Here is a 17,074-nt window from a genome sequence, read left to right as displayed (position 1 = left end):
CAAGGCACCGCGTGGGACACTCGAGCGCTCAATGCGGCGACGGCACCTTATACACGTGACGATAGTGGTCGGTCGTCACCCAGACGAGCCAGTCGCCTCGGCTCCCCTCGACGAAGACAAGCCGATGGGCACCGCGGTGGCCGCCGGCGTAGTCGAGATCGGCTTCCCGATAGCGGCCGTTATATTCGGGCGGCAGGCGACCCTCGCGATTGCCGAAGCGATCGCCGCCAATGGCATCGCCGGGGGCTGCCGCCCAAAGGTCGTCCCCCTCGCGCCAGCCATCCGACGCCGCCACGCGTTTCGTGAGGTAGCAATCCGGGAGCCGCCCCGTGCGATAGATTGTGTCGACGATCGCGATGAAGGCATCGGGGTGCCCGATCCGATGCGCCAGCGCGAACTGCCGAAGGGCCTCGTCCTGCGGTCCCTCGGCCTCGAGACCCACACCGCAAACCTCCTGCGCCTCGACCGGCGAGACGCACGCCAGCGCTGCAAGGATGGCGAGGGCGAAGAGGAATCCGGTCTTTGTTCCACGAATGAAGTGCATGTTCGCGCTTCGGCGTTTCAGTTTCGCCCGGAAAGCAATCCGCGTGCGATCACGCCTGCCTGAATCTCGGCCGCACCCTCGAAAATGTTGAGGATGCGCGCGTCGCACAGGACGCGGCTGATCTCGTATTCCTCGGCATAGCCGTTGCCACCATGAATTTGCAGCGCGTTGTCCGCGTTCGCCCAGGCAACCCGGGCGCCGAGCAACTTGGCCATCCCCGCGGGCACGTCGCAGCGCCGCCCGCTGTCCTTCTCGCGCGCCGCAAAGTAGGTGAGCTGGCGCGCGATCATGGTTTCGACGCTCATCCATGCAAGTTTGCCCGCCACGCGCGGAAAGGCCACGATGCGCTTGCCGAACTGGACACGGTCGAGCGCATACCGAAGTCCGATTTCAAGGGCGTTCTGTGCGACACCGACGGCACGTGCCGCCGTCTGAATGCGCGCACTTTCGAAGGTCGCCATCAGTTGCTTGAAGCCTTGGCCCTCGACCCCGCCAAGAAGGCCCTCCGCTTTGACCTCGAAGCCGTCGAAGGCAAGCTCGTACTCCTTCATGCCACGATAACCGAGCACGCGAATCTCGCTTCCCGTGAGGCCGGCGATGGGAAACGGGTTCTCGTCGGTCCCCCGCGGCTTTTGCGCGAGGAACATCGACAAGCCCTTGTAGCCGGCGTCCTTGGAATCGGTGCGAACGAGAAGCGTCATGAGGTCCGCGCGCGCGGCGTGCGTGATCCAGGTCTTGTTGCCCGTGACGCGGTAGACGCCGCCCTCGCGCACCGCACGGGTGCGAAGCGCGCCGAGGTCCGAGCCGGTGTTGGGCTCGGTGAATACGGCGGTCGGCAGGATCTCCCCACTCGCGATCTTCGGCAGCCAAATCTTTTTCTGCGCGTCCGTGCCGCTAAGGCGAATCAGTTCCGCCGCGATCTCCGAGCGCGTGCCGAGGGAGCCAACGCCGAGATAAGCACGGCTCAATTCCTCCGTGACGACGCACATCGCAACCTTGCCGAGGCCAAGTCCGCCATGAGCTTCGGGAACGGTGAGGCCGAATACGCCGAGGGCAGCCAACTCGGCGACGATCTCGATGGGAATGAGCCGGTCATCGACATGCCAGCGATGGGCGACGGGAGCCACTTTCGTTTCGCCGAAGCGCCTGAATTGATCGCGAATCATCACGAGTGCTTCGTCGTCGAGGCCGGGGTCGCCGAAGCCTTCGTCCTCGACGACAAGCTCGGCGATGCGCGCGCGCACCGCGGCTGTGTTGCCGCGCTCGATGAGCGCCGCCGCCCCCGTGGCGAACATGCGCAGGTCTTTCTCCGCCACACCCATGTCGGCCGGGCGCACGATTTCGACCTGCGAAAGTGCGATCCCACCGTGGAGCTGAGCGAGATATTCGCCGAATGCCGATTGAAGGACGAGCCGTTCGAGTTCGCCGAAGGTACCGCGTTCCTCGAGTCGGCGCGCCCAGGCGAGCATCTCGCGCAAGGCGGCCACGTATGTAGCGCTCCACGCGTAGCCGTGGACCGCGAATTGTTCGCGATCGAGCAGGCTCGGGTCGAGAGCGCCATCACGCGCGACTCTGTCCGCGACCGCGAGCCGCGCATGGCCGAGATAGCTTTCCGCGGCGTCGAGCGCCTCGCCACACAGGGCGAATAGATCGGCGAGTTGTGTCACGGTCGAGGATTCGCTTTTGGGCCGCGAGACGGCTCGGCTCATACGGTCGTGCTCCACCAGCAAGCTCCCCGGAGGCTCACGCGTGGACGGCGTCCTCGAAGGTTCGCAGGCCCGGGCGCCTTGCCTGCACCAGGACGGCCATATTGCCCGGCTTGTGCTGGTTACGCATCATTTTGGTGTGCGCCTGGGGGATCTCGGTCCAGGAAAAGACCTCGCTCATGCAGGGATCGATGCGCCGCTCGATCACGAGGCGGTTCGCCTGGCTCGCCTGCAGGAGGTTCGCGAAGTGGCTACCCTGAATGCGCTTCTGGCGCATCCAAACGAAGCGCGCATCGAAGGTGATGTTGTAGCCGGTCGTACCCGCGCAGAAAACGACCATCCCGCCCCGCTTCACCACGAAACAGCTCACCGGGAACGTCGTCTCGCCCGGATGCTCGAAGACGAAATCGACGTCGTTGCCCTTGCCGGTGACCTCCCAGATCGCCTTGCCGAATTCGCGCACTTTCTTCATGTAATCGCCGTAGCCGCCACTCGCATTGATCTCCGGCAGGCGGCCCCAGCAATCGAACTTGCTGCGATTGACGATCCCTTTGGCGCCGAGCTGCATGACGAAATCGCGCTTGTCGTCGTCGGAAACGACGCCGATCGCATTCGCACCCGCCGTCGCGATGAGCTGCACCGCCATCGAGCCAAGTCCGCCCGCCGCCCCCCACACGAGCACGTTGTGCCCCGGACGCAGGATATGGGGGCGATGGCCGAACAGCATGCGGTACGCCGTTGCAAGCGTGAGCATGTAGCACCCGCATTCTTCCCAGGTGAGATGCCGCGGGCGCGGCATGAGCTGACGCGATTGCACGCGCGCGAATTGAGCGAAAGAACCGTCCGGCGTTTCGTAACCCCAAATGCGCTGACTCGGCGAGAACATCGGATCGCCGCCATTGCACTCCTCGTCGTCGCCGTCGTCCTGGTTGCAGTGGACGACCACCTCGTCGCCGACTTTCCACCGCTTGACCTTGGAGCCGACCGCCCACACCACGCCCGACGCATCCGAGCCCGCGACGTGGTATGGCGCCTTGTGAACGTCGAACACCGAGACGGGTTTGCCGAGAGCGGCCCACACGCCGTTATAATTGACGCCGGCGGCCATCACCATGACCAGGACCTCGTCCGACTCGATGGGTGGGGTCGGTACGACCTCGAGCTGCATCGCGTGTTCCGGCTCGCCATGGCGCTCGCGGCGGATCGACCAGGCATACATTTTTGCCGGCACGTGACCGAGAGGAGGAATCTCGCCGATGTCATAGAGATCCTTGCCGGCGCCCGCCGCACCACCCCCGCCCCGATTGAGCTCAACGAGCTTCGCAGCCTCGGCCATCGGTGAACCCCCCTCTCCTCTCTCAGGAACCGCGGCTCGTTCCGAACCCCCTGACTCGTCCCGAGCGTTGTCACGCGTATCTTGCAATGCAATATCGGTCTTAACTCATATATTATCTGGATCGGGTATCTTGCAATGCACAAATCCGAGTTTCATTTCTCATATGCGTGATTTTTCGAAATAAAATTGCGTGTCGAAGACTACTGTAAATTGGGAGGCGAGCCGATTGCCGGACGATAGACCCGTAGCGCGCGAGGATCCCTGGCTGTTCCGCACCTATTCCGGCCACAGCTCGGCGCGCGCGTCGAACGAGCTTTACCGTACGAACCTCGCACGCGGCCAAACGGGCCTGTCGGTCGCCTTCGATCTGCCGACCCAGACCGGTTATGACAGCGACCACCCGCTTGCGAAGGGCGAAGTCGGCAAAGTGGGCGTGCCGATCTGCCACCTCGGCGACATGCTCACGCTCTTCGACGGCATTCCACTCGCGCGCATGAACACGTCCATGACGATTAACGCGACCGCTCCTTGGCTCCTCGCCCTTTATGTGGCAGCGGCCGAGCGGCAGGGGGCCAAGCGCGCCGAGCTGACGGGCACGACGCAAAACGATCTGATCAAGGAATATCTCTCGCGCGGCACCTACATTTTTCCGCCAGAGCCCTCGATGCGCCTCACCACCGACGTGATCGCGTTCGCCATTCACGAAATGCCGAAATGGAATCCGATCAATGTCTGCTCCTATCACTTGCAGGAAGCGGGCGCCACGCCCGTTCAGGAATTGGCGTTTGCGCTGGCTACGGCTTCGGCCGTGCTCGATTCGGCGCGCACCGCGGTCCCTGAGAAAGATTTCCCCATTGTCGCCGGGCGCATCAGCTTCTTCGTGAACGCGGGCATCCGTTTCGTCACCGAGATCTGCAAGTTGCGCGCCTTCGCCGAGCTGTGGGACGACCTTTTGCAGGAGCGTTACGGCGTGAAGGAAGGGAAGCTGCGTCGCTTCCGCTATGGGGTGCAGGTGAATTCCCTCGGCCTCACAGAGCAGCAGCCCGAGAACAACGTCTATCGCATCCTTCTCGAAATGCTCGCGGTCGTGCTTTCGAAGAAGGCGCGGGCGCGCGCCGTCCAGCTTCCGGCGTGGAACGAAGCCCTTGGCCTTCCTCGCCCGTGGGATCAGCAATGGAGCCTTAGACTCCAGCAGATCGTGGCGCACGAAACCGATCTTCTCGAATATGACGATATCTTCGATGGCGGTCACGCGGTCGAGGAAAAGGTCCGCTCACTTAAGGAGGCGGCACGCGCCGAGCTTGAGCGCATCGCCGCCATGGGCGGCGCCGTCGTGGCGGTCGAAAGTGGGTACATGAAGCGTGCCCTTGTCGAAAGCAACGCCCGGCGCATCGCCGCGATCGAAACGGGTGAGCGGGTCGTCGTCGGCGTCAACCGATTTACCGAGACGGCTCCCTCCCCCCTCACGGCCGGTGCGGATGGCGGTTATCTCGCACCCGATCCCCAATCGGAATCCGCACAGGTCGAAGGCCTCGCGGCGTGGCGCCATGCGCGCGATCTTCACGCGGTCGCGCAATCCCTTGCCGCCCTCCGAGCGGCCGCGATCGCGGGGCATAACGTCATGGCGCCATCGATTGCCTGTGCCCACGCGGGTGTGACGACGGGCGAGTGGGCCGAGACCTTGCGCGGGGTCTTCGGCGAGTTCCGCGCGCCGACCGGTGTTGGCGGCGCCGCGTCCGCGGGTTCCGCAGACGACCTTGCCAAACTAAGGAAGCACGTCGAGCGCGTGAGCGGCCGGCTCGGCCGGCGCATCAAGATGCTGGTCGGAAAGCCCGGCCTCGACGGTCACTCGAACGGGGCCGAGCAGATCGCGCTTCGCGCACGGGATGCCGGCTTCGAAGTGGTCTATCAAGGCATCCGCCTTACACCCGAGCAGATCGTGGCGACGGCCCTCGAGGAGTCGGTCCACGTCGTCGGCCTCTCGATTCTCTCGGGCTCGCACGTCCCGCTCGTGAGCGAAATCCTCGCGCGCATGCGCGCAATCGGCATCGGCGAAGTACCCGTGGTCGTGGGCGGCATTGTGCCGCCCTTGGATGAAAAGCGCCTCATGGAAGCAGGGGTCGCGCGCGTTTACACCCCCAAGGACTATGCGCTGAACGCGATCGTGACCGGCATCGTCTCCGTGGTCGAGCGAGCCAGCGAACAGGAAGCGTATGCCGGGTGACTGAGGCATGCCCGTACGCGTCCGTGTGCGTTTGAATCCGAAATTCGCTTACGATTTCGACCCCAGATAAAGTGAATTTCGGATTCGCCTCGCCCGGTACGACAGGGTACGATCCCGGACATCGGCGGTTCGAATTGGGCCTAACCGGGGCCGGCGCGAGCCGGCAGCGTTGCAGCACAATTACAAGAACCCGGTCGTCGCGTGCGCCCGGACAAGCGAAGGGCAGCAATCATGTCGACGAACGTGCTTATGGTGTTTCCAAGGTTCAATCCCAATTCATTTTGGAGCCTTCAGGCGGCGTGCGATTTTTATGGCGCGCGATGTCCGGCGCCACCCCTCGGCCTTATCACCGTCGCGGCACTCCTTCCGCCGACGTGGAACGTTCGATTGATCAATCGCAACGCGGAAACGCTCGAGCTGAGCGATCTCCAATGGGCCGATCTCGTCATGACCGGTGGGATGCTGCCCCAGCAGCCGGACACGATGACGATCATCGAGCTTTGTCGCGCGCACGCCAAGCCGGTCGCCGTGGGCGGGCCCGACGCGACATCCCGTCCCGACGTCTATCGGCAGGCGGATTACCTGGTGCTTGGAGAGGCCGAAGGCATCATAGATCGATTCATCGCGGCGTGGTCTTCGGGTACCCGCAGCGGCGTCTTCCAAGGGGAGAAATTTCAAGTCGATGTAACGAGAAGCCCGACCCCGCGATACGACCTCCTCAAGCTCGACCATTACGTCAACATCGGCATCCAGTTTTCGCGGGGATGCCCGTTCAACTGCGAGTTCTGCGACATCATCGAACTCTTCGGGCGCGTGCCCCGCACGAAAACGATCGAGCAAGTGCTGAGGGAACTCGATACGCTGCTGGGCCTTGGCTATCGCGGCCACGTCGACTTCGTCGACGACAACTTCATCGGCAACAAAAAGGCGCTCAAGCGCCTCCTTCCCGCACTCGCCAAATGGCAAAGTGAGCACGGCTACCCCTTCCGGTTTTCAACCGAGGCTTCGCTCAATCTCGCCGATGACCCCGAGCTTCTCCAAATGATGCGTGATGCGAATTTTTTCGCGGTCTTCGTCGGGATCGAGAGTCCCGATACGGAAACGCTGATCTCCACGCAGAAAAAGCAAAACACGCGACGCAGCATCGCGGACAGCGTCCACAAGATCTACGGCGCGGGAATGTTCGTCGTCGCCGGATTCATCGTCGGCTTCGACTCGGAAAAAGCCAGTGTCGCCGCCGCGATGGTCGAGTGCATCGAGGCGACGAGCATACCGATGTGCATGGTCGGATTGCTGACCGCCTTACCCAACACACAGTTGACCCGCCGGCTGGAAAAAGAGGGACGTCTGCTACCCCTCAACATGGAGGTGGGCGATCAATGTACGGGAGGATTGAATTTTGTGACACGAAGGCCGCGGCGGGAGGTTTTGACGGATTTCCGGAACATCGTCGAAGGTGTTTACCGCCCGGCGGCATATTTTGCCCGCGTGCGCGCGGTCGGCCGCGCCCTCAACCGCCCCCATCACGGCGGCAAGCGGCCCGCCAGTAAAAAGCTGCGGGACCTGCAACTCGGGGGCCGGCTTGTATGGTGCATGACAATTCAAAGACCCGAGCTGCGACGCCATTTTTGGCGCACCATCGTCGACTGTTTGCGCCACAATCCCCGCGGTTTGCAGAGCGTCGGCACATTGATGGTTCTCTACCTTCATCTCGGCTCATTCGCAAAATTCCTCATCGAAGGACTGGACCGGCAAATCGAGGCGATCGACCACGGTGAACCGCAAGCCTTGTTCCCGAGCGAGATGGCGCACCCGGCGTAAGGCCCTATGCCATCGGGCCCTGATTGGCGAGCATACTGCAGTCGCTCGGGAACCAGCAGTCGGTTGACAAGGTAGAGCTGGCGGCTGACGCTGCCAGCCGTGACCCAAGCCGATTTCCTTCCCCTTGGCGATATCGCCACGTTGCAGGCGGCTCTTTGGCGCGACCAGGCGGCTTACGTGGCGCACCATTCACCGTTCTTCCAACATCTTTGGAACGGGAAGCCGCCGCCCGCACGTCTCGAGGCTTTCCCCACCCTTCCCCTTTGCGACAAGTCGATGCTGCGGGCGAGCCAGGCCGCATATCCTCCCTTCGGCCACTATCTCGCGGCACCCAATGAAAAGATCGTGCGGCTTCACCGCACTTCCGGCACCACGGGCCAGGCAATGAATCTCGCCTTGAGCGCCGATGATGCCCGTCTGACCGCGGAGGTCGGAGGGCGTGCTGCGCGTGCGTCCGGCCTCGGCCCCGGACAGCGCGTGGTTCATTGCCTCAACTACCAGCTCTGGATGGGCGGGTTCACGGACCACGCGGCCCTCGAGGCGACGGGGGCCACCGTCGTCCCCTTCGGTGTCGGCGGGAGCGAGCTTCTCGTCCGCACGATCCGAGATATCGGGATTACCGCGATCTCGTGCACGCCGTCCTATCCCGCCGTCCTCGAGCGCGTGGTCATCGAACGGTTTCCCGGCCTTCGTCCGCGCGACCTCGGCCTGAAGCTCGGCCTCTTCGGCGGAGAAGCCGGGCTGGACGATCCAAATCTGCGCGCCCGCATCGAAGAGGTTTGGGGGATGAAGCCGCGCAATGCGAATTACGGCGTTTCCGACGCGTTCAGCAATTTTGCCGGCCAGTGCGAGCACCAGAGCGATCTCCACTTCGTGGGCCTCGATGCCCTTTACCCTGAGCTTATCGACGCCGAGTCCGGCGAAGGCCGGCCCTGGCGCACCGGAGAGGTGGGCGAGCTTGTGCTGACGCACCTTCGGAAGGACTGTCAGCCGCTTGTGCGCTTTCGAACGGGCGACATCGTAGCACTCACCGCCACCGAGCCCTGCGCCTGCGGCCGGACCGCACCCCGCCTTCGCGTGATCGGCCGTAGCGACGACATGGTCGTCGTGCGCGGCATCAATGTCTTCCCGACGACAATCGCGGCGACGCTTACCGGATTTCACGAGCTCTCCGGCGAATATCGCATCCGCCTCAAGGGCATCGGTCCCTACGATCGGCTGCCGGTCGAGGTGGAGCTCGCGGCCGGACGTGAGGCGAGCGATGCGCTTGCCAAGACGATCGAAGCGACGATCCGGCGCGATATCCGCGTGACGGCGGCGGTGACACTGCTGCCGCCCTTGAGCCTGCCGCGGACCGAAGGAAAAACCAAACGCGTTTTCAGGGAGTGAGGGCGATGAGCGAGGTCGTGCTTAACGAGATCGCCGACGGTGTTCGTTCCATTACGCTCAACCGGCCCGCACGCCTGAATGCGATCAATCCCGAACTCCTCGCGGCCCTTGTCGCCGCCATCCGCGACGCCAACGACGATCCCTCGACACGCGCGATCGTTCTGCGCGGCGCGGGACGCGCCTTTTGCGCCGGCGACGACCTCAAGGAGTTCGATCAGCAGCGCCGCTCACCCGGAGAGACGCGCGCCTATATCGAGCAGATCCAGGCAGTCACCCGTGCCATCGTGCTTGGCGACAAGATGGTCGTGGGTGCAATCCACGGCTGGGCGGTCGGCGGCGGCCTCGAATGGCTCATCAACTGCGATCTCGCGATCCTCGCGGAGGGAACGCGCTGCTTCTTCCCCGAGATTTCGCTCGGCGTGTTCGTGACCGGCGGGGCAACCGCACTCCTCCCGCGCATTGTCGGACTCCAGAAGGCGCGCGAGTTGATCCTCTTCGGCGAACGCTTCGACGCCAAGGCCGCCTTGGAGATGGGTCTTGCCTGGAAGGTCGTGCCGGAAGCGCACCTCTTCGAGGAAGCGCAAGCCGCGGCACGCCGCATCGCCCAACTGCCAGCCGCCAGGGTGAGCGACTTGAAGCGCGTCATCAACCGTGCGGCGGCCCTCGATGTCGAAGGTGCGATGACGCTCGAGACGGACGCGACCGTGCGCGGTTTTCTCGATCCCGACACGGCGGCTATTATCGCGAAGTTCGGAAAGCAGACCTGATGTCGAGAGGCGATTGCGTGAATGACGACGGCCGCGGCGGCACTCGCCCGTCGATCCGACATCGGTTTCGACCCGGCTTTTCGCGACTTCCAGCCGCGATTTCCCGCGCACTAATTACGCGATCGCCGGGGCAAATAGAACCGCTCAAGCGGGGACCCTGTTCCCCGCCGCGGGACCGTTGACGCGGCGCAATGGAGGCTGCTAACTTCCCCGACATGTGCAAGCAGCACCTCATTCGGCGAATTAGCACCCCGGCGCCTGTTGGGTTGCCGGGACTTCGTGCTCGTTCCTTCGCCGATTTGCAGGAGTTTGCTTGTCATGTTTTTCTCGCCTGACGTCACCACCACCACCGCTTGTTTCGCCGTCGAGGCTCGACCCGAGCCGGGTGTGATGCCGCGCGTGCTCGAGCTTTTCGCCAAGCGCGGCTTCGTTCCAACACAATGGCACAGCAGCGTGGGTGGCCCTGGGCGCGGCCAAATCAGCATCGACATCCAGATCGAGGGGATGGATGGTGCGCTTGCCGAATACATTGCGCGTTGCCTTCGTCAGCTTGCCGACGTCGACAGCGTGCTCATCTCGGAGAAGCGCTACGCCCAAAGCGCCTAGTGCGGTGAAATTGGGACGTCCCGATATCGCCCTTGTGCAAGGCCTGAACTTGCCATGACAATCACAACATGCAGCGATGAAGGCGACGCTCTACGCAGGAGGGACGATCGATCTGCGTATAATCGATTTGGAATAACCGATGGCGATAGGACTCTGAACGAACTGTCAGGAAAGGGTGAGGCATGAAGCGTCCTCTTACGCGCACGATTGCGGGCGTTCTTGCCCTCGGTCTCGCAAGCCCCGCACTCTGGGCGCAGCAAACCGTTCAGCCGGTCCAACCGGTCCCGCAGGACCAAGCGGCACAGGATCAGCAGGGCCAAGCCCAACAAGCTCCCATCTATTCGCCGGAACAGCTCGACCAGATGCTGGCGCCGATCGCTCTTTATCCCGATCAACTTCTCGGCCAGATCCTCATGGCGTCGACTTATCCGCTCGAGGTTGTGCAGGCCGACCGGTGGGTGAAGGATCCGAACAACGCCCAACTCAAGGGCGATCAACTCGCCGCTGCACTCCAGCAAATCGACTGGGACCCGAGCGTGAAGTCCCTGGTGCCGTTCCCCCAGATCCTTGCGATGATGGATGGGCGGCTCGATTGGACGCAAAGGCTGGGGGATGCGTTTCTGGCGCAGCAGGGCGACGTGATGAACTCCGTTCAACGCCTGCGCCAGCAGGCGATGGCGGCAGGAAACCTGCGCACGACACCGCAGCAGATCGTAACCCCGGTCGATCAATCGATCGCTATTCAGCCCGCCAATCCCCAAGTCGTCTATGTGCCGGTTTACAACCCGACGGTCGTATATGGCACCTGGGCTTATCCCGCTTACCCGCCGATCTATATTCCCCCGCCGCCAGGTTTCTACATCGGGCCCGCAATCGTTTCGGGCATCGGATTCAGCATCGGGTTCGGCATCGTCGACCTGTTGTGGGGCTGGGACACCTGGGATTGGGGCCATCACGCATTGCACGTGGATTACAACCGGTACAACACGATCAACAACTACTTCATCGTGCACGACAACCGTCCGCGCTTCGAACGCGACGTGTGGGCGCACGATGCCTATCACCGCCGTGGCGTTGCCTATCGCGATCCGGTGTCGCACCGCGAGTTCCGGCCGGCGGCGGCATCACCGTCCGAGGCACGGCGCGATTTCCGCGGGTACGATCATACGCCAGCACCCGGGGCGCCTCGCTCGCCGACGACCGCACAAACGCAGCATGGCGCGCCGCAGATCGCTCAGCATTCGCCGGGGGCGGCACAAACGCAACATGCCCCGCCGCAGACGGCGCAAGTGCAGCACACGCCGCCACAGACGGCGCAAACGCAGCACACGCCGCCGCAGATGGCGCAAACACAGCATACGCCGCCGCAGACGGTCCAACATCAGCCTGCGACGCAGCAGCACGCGCCTTCGCCCACGTTCCAGGGTACGGCCAAGAACGGGACCGAAGCCGCAGCCCACGCCCAACGCGGCCGGCAAAGCCTGGCGTCGATGCAGTCGCACGCACCCGCACCGCGGGCCAATCCGCCACCGCATAATGCGCCAGCTGGGGGCGGCAATAAGGGTGGCGGCAACCCGCAGCAACAACAAAAGAAGTAACCGCGACAACGCAATTCGAAACCTACACCTATCCCTTCGAAGATTGTGCGAGGACACCATGGTCAGCGTGAACAGGGACGACCTTAGAACCTCGCCGCGGCGTCCCGTCGTGGCAGCTTTTCCGGCCTTGCTGCGAAGAGCCGCACTTCGCATCGCAGCGACATGTGCCCTTGCCGCGTTCGCCTGGAGTGCTGGCCAAACTGCTCTAGCCGCGGGCGCCAAGCAGCTCGACTTCGCATCGGCCGACCAGGCGGTCGAGGCCCTCGCGGCCGCGGTCCGCGCAAACGATACTGCCGAACTTCTCAAAATTCTCGGCCCCGGTGGACGCAACCTTGTGTTTTCCGGCGATCCCATTTCGGACAAGGAAGGGCGGGCGGGGTTCGCGGAACGCTTCGACCACGAGCACAAGCTCCAGATGGAGGGCGACGACAAGGCAACGCTTTCAATCGGCAACGAAGAGTGGCCGTTTCCGATCCCGCTCGTGAAGGCAGGCGAGCGCTGGCACTTCGACACGAAGACAGGGGTGGCGGAAATCCTCGCCCGGCGCGTCGGCCGCAACGAGCTCAACACGATTGAGGTCTGCCGCGCTTACGTCGACGCGCAGCACGAATACGCAACCACGCACGCGAGCGGCAGTCCGTATATGGAATACGCGCAAAAGTTCATGAGCACTTCGGGCAAGCGTGACGGGCTCTATTGGCCGGTTGCGGACGGCGAGACGCCCAGTCCGATGGGACCCCTGGTCGCCGGGGCGCGGGCCGAGGGCTACAGCAGCGAGCGCGAGCCCTATCACGGCTACTACTATAAGATTCTGACCCGGCAAGGTCCAAATGCCCAGGGTGGAGCATACGACTACGTGGTTCACAATCGTATGATCGGCGGCTTTGCGCTCGTTGCCTTTCCAGTGAAGTACGGCGATTCCGGCGTGATGACGTTCCTCGTCAACCACGATGGCATCGTCTATCAGAAGGACCTCGGCCCCAAAACCGCGGAGATCGCGCGCCGCATGAGCGCGTTCAATCCGGATTCCACCTGGACAGAGGTGAAGTGAGCGTGTACCGATCCCGCACCTAGCCAACACGAGCACTGTCCGACAACCGAGAGCGATCCACCGGTGAGCTTTCTCGACCGCATTCGCGAGTGCAATGCGCACGACATGAGCCATTTCCGGCCTTTCGTCGTGGGCGGATGCAAGGTCGGCTGGCTGAAGCGCCCGTTCGTCGACGAACTCGCGGCTTTTCCCAAACTCTTCGACATCGGCGACGACGCGGTCCTGCTCGCGCCCACGCTGGATACGCCGGAGGCGCGGACCGCTGCGGTCGATGGGGTGCTTCGAGGTCTTGCCGAACGGGGCGTCGTCGGCGGATGGCGCGACGAACCTTACCCGGTCTCGCTCGGCTGGGGGCAGGAGCCGCTCATGCTCATCGAACGGGCAGCCGCCGCGGAATTCGGCGTCTGCGCCTACGGCGTTCACATGAACGGATATGTGCGGAGGAACGATGGCATTCACATGTGGATTGGCCGCCGTGCCTTCGATAAGCCGACTTATCCGGGTATGCTCGACAATCTTGTCGCGGGCGGCCAGCCCTACGGCATATCGATCGAGGATAACCTCGTGAAGGAGTGCGCCGAGGAAGCGGACATTCCCGAAGCGCTCGCCCGCCGTGCCGTGCCCGTCGGTGCGGTCACCTACGCGATGGAAACCGACGAGGGCCTCAAGCCCGACGTCCAGTTCGTCTACGACCTCGAATTACCGGCCAGCTTTACGCCGCGCAACACGGACGGCGAGATCCAGGAGTTCATGCTTTGGCCGATCGAGCGTGTGATGGAGGTCGTGAGCGGGACGGCCGAGTTCAAATTCAACTGCAACCTGGTCATCATCCATTTTCTCGTACAGCACGGCCTGATCGGGCCCGAGCACCCCGACTATGTCGAGATCGTGAGGGGTCTGCACCGCTAGTGTGGCGAATCCGAAATCCGCCACACGAGAGGGGACGTCGATCAATCGGAAAAGCCGGCGAGCGTGCGCACTTCGGCGGGCGTTTTTCCTATTTCGCGCAGGCGGGCGAGCGTTGCGGCCCTGTTGCGCTTTGCGAGCCTTTTCCCATTCGGATCGGTCAGGATCCGATGATGGTGGTATGCCGGTGTGTCGAGTCCGAGGAGTGCTTGAAGCAGCCGATGGATATGCGTTGCGGCGAACAGATCCTCGGCGCGCGTGACCAGCGTTACACCTTGAACATGATCGTCGACGGTCACGGCGAGATGGTAGCTCGTCGGCACGTCCTTTCTCGCCAGCACCACATCGCCGAAGCCTTCGGCGACAATCGATTGTGGACCGCGCCCTCTGTCGCACCAGAGGAGCGGCCCCGTGCGCGCGAGCGCCTTGGCGATATCGAGGCGGAGGGCGAAGGGACGGCCGGATGCGATGTGCCGTTCGCGTGCGCCCACCCCTAGATTCCGGCAGGTGCCGGGGTAAGGGGGGCCTTCGTCACCGTGGGGAGCGCCACCGGCGCGGGCCACTTCGGCTTGGATCTCGCTCCGGGTGCAGAAGCAGGGATAGATCAAGCCTATCGCGTCGAGCTCTGCGAGGGCGCGAGCGTACTCGGCCGTGTGCTCCGATTGGCGGCGCACGGGCCGTTCCCATTCGAGGCCGAGCCAGGCGAGATCCTCGAGAATGGCCTGCTCGAACTCCGGTCGGCAGCGGGTTGGGTCGATATCCTCGATCCGCACGAGGAATCGCCCGCCGCTTTCCCGTGCCGCGCGCTCGGCAAAGAGTGCCGAATGGGCATGACCGAGATGAAGTCGTCCGGTCGGGCTCGGCGCGAAGCGGGTCACGGCGGGGCGGTCCGGCGTCATGGCAGTGGCAGTATCGCAAAGATTGGGCTAAGGGAAGGCGGATCGAGGAGGAGACATGGCTCACCGCTTCAGCCGAACGGTCCTGGAGGAGATGCTGCAGGCACTCGGCGCGCGCGACGCCGACCTTGCGCATGCCCACCGTGTCGCGGGCACGCCCGATTTGAGACCGCGCACACCTGGATTCGCAACGCTCCTCCACATCATCATCGCCCAGCAGCTCTCGACGGCGTCCGCGAGTGCAATTCGAAACCGTCTCGATGCTCTCGCGGAACCGCTTACACCGGAGGGCTTCCTCGCGCTCGATGACTCAGCACTGCGCGAAATCGGCTTCAGCCGTCAGAAGATCCACTATGGACGGGGCCTTGCGGAAGCGATCGCAAGCGGAACGCTCGACCTGCGCCGCGTGCATCGGATGAGCGACGAGGACGCGATCGCGACGATCACGCAAATCAAGGGGCTCGGCCGGTGGAGTGCTGAAATCTATCTTCTCTTCGCGCTGAAGCGGCCCGACATTTGGCCCGTCGACGACCTCGCTGTCGTCGTCGCCGTACAGCGGCTGAAGGGGCTTCGCTCGCGGCCTGACCGCAAACGCATGTTGAAGATCGCCGAGCCTTGGCGGCCCTACCGAAGTTATGCGGCCCGGCTCATGTGGCACTATTACAGGAACGCACCCACCTGATCGCCCGAGCCTCATTCGCCAAGACCCATCGACCCCATCAGGCACTGCCACGAGGAGAAGCATGCAAGATCTCTTCAATCTAACCGGTCCCGGCTTTCGGCCGATCGCGGGGGGCCCTGCGCGTGAGCTGGTCATCTTGCTCCACGGCTGGGGTGCCGATGGCGACGACTTGATCGGATTGGCGCCGCATTGGGCTCAGGTGTTGCCGCACGCTGAGTTCCTTTCGCCTCATGGACCGTTTCCGTGCGACACGGGCTTTGGCCGCCAGTGGTTCTCCCTCGTCGATCGCTCTCCCGCGCGCATCCTCGCCGGGATGAAGGCCGTGGCACCCGTGGTCGATGCCTTCATCGACGCCGAACTGACGCGTCGTGGTCTCGACGACAGCAAACTCGCCCTTGTTGGCTTCTCCCAGGGAACGATGACCGCACTCTATGTGGCGCTGCGCCGCGCCATGCAATGTGCCGGCGTCCTCGGCTATTCCGGGCGGCTGATCGGGGTGGAAGAGCTGGCGGAGGCGCTTGTCTCCAAGCCCCCGGTCCTTCTCATCCATGGCAACGCCGATGAAATTCTCCCCGTCGAGTCCCTATGGCAGGCAAAGGCCGCACTCGAAGCGTTCGGCGTCCCGGTAGAGGCGCATGAGCGGCCGGGGCTTGGCCACGGCATCGACGAATTCGGCCTGAGCATGGGCGCGCGTTTCCTCGCCAAGATGCTCGCCGGCACCCGATGAGCCGGCGGCGGAATGCTCTTTCAAGCCTTTTCACCCCAACATCTTGTGGGTGTGTATAAAAGGTTCGCCAATTTTTGGGCTTCACTTCATAACCTTGTCACAATATGGTTCTATGGGTAGTAGATAGCGCGGTTACGAGGCAATGGGCCGATGCTTGCACCGAATAGTTGGCCGTCATTGGTTTTGAACGCGGACTTTCGTCCGCTGAACTACTTTCCGCTTTCGCTCTGGTCTTGGCAGGACTCGGTCAAGGCTGTGTTCCTCGAGCGCGTGAACGTCGTTTCCCAATACGATCAGGTCGTCCATTCGCCGAGCACGGCGCTGAAGCTTCCGAGCGTCATCAGCCTCAAGGAATATATTCCGGCTGCCCGCAGGCCGGCCTTCACGCGCTTCAACGTCTTCCTGCGCGATCATTTCAGCTGCCAATATTGCAGCGCGCGGCGGCCGACGCATGAGCTTACTTTCGACCATCTCGTCCCGCGCTCGCGCGGCGGTCGCACGACGTGGGAGAACGTGGTCACGGCATGCAACATCTGCAATCTCCGAAAAGGAAACCGATTGCCCAGGGAGGCGGGCATGGCGCCCAACATGCGACCCCTTGCCCCCTCCACCCGCCAGCTTCAGGAAAATGGTCGCGCCTTCCCGCCAAATTATCTTCACGATAGTTGGCGGGATTATCTTTTCGGACCCGGGCCGGCCAAGCACGGCGGGTTCGTCCGCACCAAGGAGGATTGGTGGAAGCGCGTGCCGACCGGTAAGGCGTTCCCCGAGAGTATGACGAGCGACGAATACTGGGACGTCCCGCTCGAATCCGAATGAAG

At 63.3% G+C, this 17,074-nt stretch carries 14 protein-coding genes and 1 pseudogene; 11 read left to right on the top strand and 4 right to left on the bottom strand.

What is annotated here, in order from left to right; all coding sequences use genetic code 11:
• Positions 1 to 28 precede the first annotated feature (28 nt).
• The 3 genes from VEJ16_01030 to ccrA are packed head-to-tail and all read right to left on the bottom strand — an operon-like array spanning position 29 to position 3,586.
• On the bottom strand, positions 29 to 544 hold the full coding sequence (locus tag VEJ16_01030; protein HYB08235.1) for a ribonuclease domain-containing protein: 516 nt from the start codon (positions 542 to 544) through the stop codon (positions 29 to 31).
• A gap of 17 nt (positions 545 to 561) precedes the next feature.
• A complete protein-coding gene (locus VEJ16_01025; GenBank protein ID HYB08234.1) occupies positions 562 to 2,253 on the bottom strand; it encodes an acyl-CoA dehydrogenase family protein in 1,692 nt (563 codons plus the stop codon).
• 34 nt (positions 2,254 to 2,287) lie between these two features.
• A complete protein-coding gene (gene ccrA / locus VEJ16_01020; protein HYB08233.1) occupies positions 2,288 to 3,586 on the bottom strand; it encodes a crotonyl-CoA carboxylase/reductase in 1,299 nt (432 codons plus the stop codon).
• Positions 3,587 to 3,812: 226 nt separating this feature from the next.
• Here ccrA and VEJ16_01015 point away from each other — a divergent pair, with 226 nt between their 5' ends.
• The 8 genes from VEJ16_01015 (at position 3,813) to VEJ16_00980 (ending at position 13,951) form a co-directional block, all read left to right on the top strand.
• On the top strand, positions 3,813 to 5,810 hold the full coding sequence (locus VEJ16_01015; GenBank protein ID HYB08232.1) for a methylmalonyl-CoA mutase family protein: 1,998 nt from the start codon (positions 3,813 to 3,815) through the stop codon (positions 5,808 to 5,810).
• Between the two features lie 231 nt (positions 5,811 to 6,041).
• A complete protein-coding gene (locus VEJ16_01010) occupies positions 6,042 to 7,631 on the top strand; it encodes a B12-binding domain-containing radical SAM protein (GenBank protein ID HYB08231.1) in 1,590 nt (529 codons plus the stop codon).
• Between the two features lie 99 nt (positions 7,632 to 7,730).
• On the top strand, positions 7,731 to 9,020 hold the full coding sequence (locus VEJ16_01005; protein HYB08230.1) for a phenylacetate--CoA ligase family protein: 1,290 nt from the start codon (positions 7,731 to 7,733) through the stop codon (positions 9,018 to 9,020).
• A gap of 5 nt (positions 9,021 to 9,025) precedes the next feature.
• The gene (locus VEJ16_01000) at positions 9,026 to 9,787 is read left to right on the top strand and encodes an enoyl-CoA hydratase/isomerase family protein (protein ID HYB08229.1); all 762 of its coding nucleotides are present in this window, start codon (positions 9,026 to 9,028) and stop codon (positions 9,785 to 9,787) included.
• Between the two features lie 318 nt (positions 9,788 to 10,105).
• Positions 10,106 to 10,393, top strand: coding sequence for a hypothetical protein (locus VEJ16_00995; protein HYB08228.1), 288 nt, complete (start codon positions 10,106 to 10,108; stop codon positions 10,391 to 10,393).
• A gap of 182 nt (positions 10,394 to 10,575) precedes the next feature.
• Complete coding sequence (locus tag VEJ16_00990; GenBank protein ID HYB08227.1) at positions 10,576 to 11,991, top strand: DUF3300 domain-containing protein; 1,416 nt, start codon at positions 10,576 to 10,578, stop codon at positions 11,989 to 11,991.
• A 58-nt stretch (positions 11,992 to 12,049) separates the two neighbouring features.
• Positions 12,050 to 13,042, top strand: coding sequence for a DUF2950 domain-containing protein (locus VEJ16_00985; GenBank protein HYB08226.1), 993 nt, complete (start codon positions 12,050 to 12,052; stop codon positions 13,040 to 13,042).
• 63 nt (positions 13,043 to 13,105) lie between these two features.
• Positions 13,106 to 13,951 carry a DUF4743 domain-containing protein gene (locus tag VEJ16_00980; protein HYB08225.1) on the top strand — a complete coding sequence of 282 codons (846 nt, stop codon included), beginning with the start codon at positions 13,106 to 13,108 and terminating at the stop codon, positions 13,949 to 13,951.
• A 41-nt stretch (positions 13,952 to 13,992) separates the two neighbouring features.
• On the opposite strand, the gene gluQRS is transcribed toward VEJ16_00980, so the two are convergent.
• Entirely contained in the window at positions 13,993 to 14,847 is an 855-nt protein-coding gene (gene gluQRS / locus VEJ16_00975) for a tRNA glutamyl-Q(34) synthetase GluQRS (GenBank protein HYB08224.1), read from the bottom strand.
• 55 nt (positions 14,848 to 14,902) lie between these two features.
• Between gluQRS and VEJ16_00970 the strand changes: the two genes are divergently transcribed.
• From VEJ16_00970 to VEJ16_00960, 3 genes and pseudogenes are all read left to right on the top strand, one after another.
• Positions 14,903 to 15,526, top strand: coding sequence for a DNA-3-methyladenine glycosylase 2 family protein (locus tag VEJ16_00970; protein HYB08223.1), 624 nt, complete (start codon positions 14,903 to 14,905; stop codon positions 15,524 to 15,526).
• A 61-nt stretch (positions 15,527 to 15,587) separates the two neighbouring features.
• Positions 15,588 to 16,253: an alpha/beta fold hydrolase gene (locus VEJ16_00965; protein HYB08222.1), complete on the top strand. Its 666-nt coding sequence runs from the start codon at positions 15,588 to 15,590 to the stop codon at positions 16,251 to 16,253.
• A gap of 150 nt (positions 16,254 to 16,403) precedes the next feature.
• A pseudogene (locus tag VEJ16_00960) lies at positions 16,404 to 16,937 on the top strand (HNH endonuclease).
• Positions 16,938 to 17,074 lie beyond the last annotated feature (137 nt).

The organism is Alphaproteobacteria bacterium, assembly GCA_035625915.1.
In the GTDB taxonomy this organism is placed as follows: Bacteria; Pseudomonadota; Alphaproteobacteria; order JACZXZ01; family JACZXZ01; genus DATDHA01.
Note: the sequence above shows the minus strand (reverse complement) of the source record. Positions and strands in the feature narration are given on the sequence as shown.

What these genes read in the sequence shown, in the direction of transcription:
- VEJ16_01030 (HYB08235.1), bottom strand. Translation starts at nt 544, where the DNA reads ATGCACTTCATTCGTGGAACAAAGACCGGATTCCTCTTCGCCCTCGCC.
- VEJ16_01025 (HYB08234.1), bottom strand. Translation starts at nt 2,253, where the DNA reads ATGAGCCGAGCCGTCTCGCGGCCCAAAAGCGAATCCTCGACCGTGACA.
- ccrA (HYB08233.1), bottom strand. Translation starts at nt 3,586, where the DNA reads ATGGCCGAGGCTGCGAAGCTCGTTGAGCTCAATCGGGGCGGGGGTGGT.
- VEJ16_01010 (HYB08231.1), top strand. Translation starts at nt 6,042, where the DNA reads ATGTCGACGAACGTGCTTATGGTGTTTCCAAGGTTCAATCCCAATTCA.
- VEJ16_01000 (HYB08229.1), top strand. Translation starts at nt 9,026, where the DNA reads ATGAGCGAGGTCGTGCTTAACGAGATCGCCGACGGTGTTCGTTCCATT.
- VEJ16_00995 (HYB08228.1), top strand. Translation starts at nt 10,106, where the DNA reads ATGTTTTTCTCGCCTGACGTCACCACCACCACCGCTTGTTTCGCCGTC.
- VEJ16_00990 (HYB08227.1), top strand. Translation starts at nt 10,576, where the DNA reads ATGAAGCGTCCTCTTACGCGCACGATTGCGGGCGTTCTTGCCCTCGGT.
- VEJ16_00985 (HYB08226.1), top strand. Translation starts at nt 12,050, where the DNA reads ATGGTCAGCGTGAACAGGGACGACCTTAGAACCTCGCCGCGGCGTCCC.
- gluQRS (HYB08224.1), bottom strand. Translation starts at nt 14,847, where the DNA reads ATGACGCCGGACCGCCCCGCCGTGACCCGCTTCGCGCCGAGCCCGACC.
- VEJ16_00970 (HYB08223.1), top strand. Translation starts at nt 14,903, where the DNA reads ATGGCTCACCGCTTCAGCCGAACGGTCCTGGAGGAGATGCTGCAGGCA.
- VEJ16_00965 (HYB08222.1), top strand. Translation starts at nt 15,588, where the DNA reads ATGCAAGATCTCTTCAATCTAACCGGTCCCGGCTTTCGGCCGATCGCG.